Source organism: Apibacter sp. HY039 (assembly GCF_004023655.1).
In the GTDB taxonomy this organism is placed as follows: Bacteria; Bacteroidota; Bacteroidia; order Flavobacteriales; family Weeksellaceae; genus Apibacter; species Apibacter raozihei.
Map to the genome: position 1 here is coordinate 1 of NZ_SAYM01000015.1, position 3,557 is coordinate 3,557.

General features: G+C 43.0%; 1 protein-coding gene. It reads left to right on the forward strand.

Annotated features, from left to right (window positions below; all coding sequences use genetic code 11):
- On the forward strand, nucleotides 1-3,557 hold a 3,557-nt coding region (locus tag EQ921_RS14685; protein WP_221410507.1), incomplete at both ends, for a toxin TcdB middle/N-terminal domain-containing protein.

Consider the following 3,557-nt stretch of genomic DNA (forward strand, 5'->3'; position numbering starts at 1 on the left):
ATACTTTGAAGGCCAGAAGCTTCGTGAGTACAGCTTTACTTATACCCCCGGAGCCTTTTACAGTGATTTACTACAAAAAATTACCCACAAAGACGACCAGGGAAAAGAATTTACCAGCAATACCCTTACCTACCATGACCCGGTAAAAGAAAAGGGCGCTTTGTACGGAGAACCCGAAACCTGGAATACCTACGACGATGGTATTTCGGCGGATTTTGTCAATGCTGTTTCCCGTTCCCAACAGACCGGAGATTTTACAGACAAAGCTACCGCCCTGGGAGGTTCTAAAAGCATTAGTCAGGGAGGTTCCATCTATGTAGGAGTTGGTTGGGGTGGAAATATAACATCTAAAGTTAATTCAGGTGGAGCAAGTTTTGGGTATTCTTACTCAGAAAATAAAGGGCTTTCTACGTTGGTGGATATTAACGGGGACGGAATACCGGATAAAATTATAAAGAAAAATACCGGATTATATTATCGTCCCGGAAAAAGAGACGGCAGCTTTGGAGAGAAGATCAAAATCCAGGGAATCGACCAGTTTTCAAGCTCGTATACCAATACAACTTCTTTTGGGGCTAGTGCACTTGTAGGAGCAGTGAATTTAGTTACCATAACAGGAATGGATAAAGAAATTTCCACTACCAAAGTAAGTCGTTATTTTGCAGATGTGAACGGCGACGGTTTATTAGATTTGGTTGTAGGGAACAAGGTCTTATTTAACCATATACATAAGGATGAACAAGGCAATTTGATACCTACCTTTACCAGCAGCAGTACAGATACCCCGAGTCCGATTATGGGGGGCGGTAAGATAGATGATAGCGATACAGCGGTAAGCGAAGAGGAAAAGGAAGAAATGATCGCTAATAATCCCTTACAGGATGTAGTCCGCGTATGGGTAGCTCCTTATTCAGGAATGGTCAAAATCAGCGGAAATGCCCGTTTACTAGCTCCCGAAGGAGAAGTAGACAAAGAAGTTCTGGCTAAGGCTGATGGCGTACGTCTGGCAGTTCAGCATACAGGAACCGAACTAAAATCGATAGTAATAGGGTCTACAGACTACAGCCTTAAAAATATGGCCGTAGCTTCCTTTGCTGTACAAGCCGGAGAGAAAATTTACTTTCGGGTACAATCAGGTACAGACAGAGCCTCTAACGGAAACTTCGATCAGGTGGACTGGAGTCCTCAGATTACCTATACGGACGTAACCGCTCAGGAAGATCCCAATGGATATACGCTTACCTATGAGGCAGGAAAGGAAACCTTAGCTTATCAAAGTGGAGTCGTAATGCTTCCGCAGGTGGCATCTTATACAGTAAAAGGATCCTTTACCAAACCGGTAACCTCCGATAAGGTAACCCTTAAAATACTGCTTGGAGACTCCGAAGAAGTTTATCAACGGGAGTTTGCTGCTGAAGAAGAGTACGACGGAGAACTGGAAATTCCGGTTACCAATAGCCAACAGGCAGAGCAGTTACAATTTATCATGGACTCTCCGACGTATATAGCCTGGGAAACAGTAGAGTGGAAACCGGTGGTTCATTACCAGCAGAAGGTAGATGTTTCCGAAGGCGTAAGCCAGCAAATAGAACAAAGCCAGCCCGCGGGCGTACGAATTGCCACTACTTACCAGGCGGCAGTAAGCCCGGAAAGTCCGCAAACTATCACCCATTCCGGAAAAGGAACGCTGGTTCTTTCCTTGCAGCAGAAACCTTCGCTAACCGCGGAACAGTTAACCGCAATTAAAGGGGATTTTGAAGTAAAAGTCAAAGATGTCTCAGGGACCTTCCATAGCGGTAGTCTGAAAGTAGAAAACGGACAAATCACCGAAGGAGCTACGCAGGAAATAGACTTACCCCAAGGTAAGGTATGGGTAGAACTATACAGTACCAATGTCAGCCGCAAAGGATTAGACCATTTGAAATCCGTTCAGGCAAGCATTACCGATAGTTTACATGTTCAGACACAATCCACAGCAGGGGTTTACCGCAATTGGGAACTACAGGGTTACGGTCCGTTGCATCGCCAGTGGGGACATTTTTCCTACAACGCGATGAATAAGAGATCTCAAAAACCTATCGAAGAATCCCTGTTACAACTTCCGGAAACCGAAGCAGAGGCTGATCCGAGAAAAATGGTATTTATACCGTTGCATACGGATATCCAGACCCGGAGTTTCTGGCAGGGAAATGATTCTCAGGTGTATATAAACAAAGCTGTGATGAGTTCTTCCCGCTTGGGAATCAAAGATGTGATTTTAGAAAACCCATTGACCGGTTTAGGAAAATCAGATAGAACGGATTCATTATGTATCAACGGCGGAACAGCCATTGGAGTACGTCAGGAATCTAAAAATGAAAGTACTTCACTATTAATGAGTGAAGGTGTACTTACCCGAAGCAAAGCGGAAGGTAGAGGACAGTCTTTATTAGGATTTATGGATATGAATGGAGACGGTTATCCGGATATAGTATCTAAAGGTCAGGTACAGCTAACCAATACCCGGGGAGGATTTGATGGAGAAATTGTAACTAAAGACAGAGGCTATGCAGGCTTTCAAAATACAGCTTCCCGCAGGATATCTTTAGGTATAGGAGGAAGTCCTGTGCATGCGTATTCATTTATATCAACAGCAATAAAAAGCTTAGCAACAAAAAATAAAGGCTCAGAAAAAGAAAAATCGGAGAGTTCATCCAACTCCAATAGCAATTCTAAATCGGCTTCACTCTCTTTTAGTATTAATGCTTCCATAAATAAAGCAGAAGATGAAACCTACGATAGTTTTACAGACGTGAATGGGGATGGGTTACCGGATAAAATTCTAAGAAACAAACAGGTACGGATTAACTTAGGATATAGTTTTTCGGAACCGATAGATTGGGAGTTAGATAAAATACAAGAAGGAAGTAGTCAGGATGTGACTTTAGGATTAGGTTATGATATTGGCAAATCCAGCTGGTCTGTAGGAATTGGATTGGCAGCCTCTAAGATAAAGCCGGAATTTATGTTGATAGATATCAACGGTGATGGATTAACGGATAAGGTCAGAGTATCCGGATCTACCGTTTATGTCTCTTTAAACAAAGGAAATTCCTTTGCTCCGGAAATAGAATGGAACGGTTTAAGCAGACCTAATCGTTCAACTTCCGTAAGTGAGTCTCAGAATGGAGCATTTACGTATGGTTTTACTTTATTTGGAGCTACAAAAATGGTTTTGAATCCTTCCGTTAATACAGGGCGAAGCATGAATCGCATTTTGTCAGACTTAAAAGACGTAGATGGCGATGGCTATTTAGATATTGTAAGTTCCGACAAAGAGAACCAGTTACAAGTACAACGTTCGTTAATCGGTAAGAGCAACAAACTAAAAGCCGTAACGAATACGTTAGGAGGCAGTTTCAGTGTGGACTATACACGTTCCGAAGCCACGTATGATCACCCGGGAGGGAAATGGGTACTATCAAGCGTAGAAATCAATGACGGAATCCAAGATGACGGAAGTAACACCCGAATGGAATACCGTTATAGCAAAGGAAAACATGACCGCCACGAGCGGG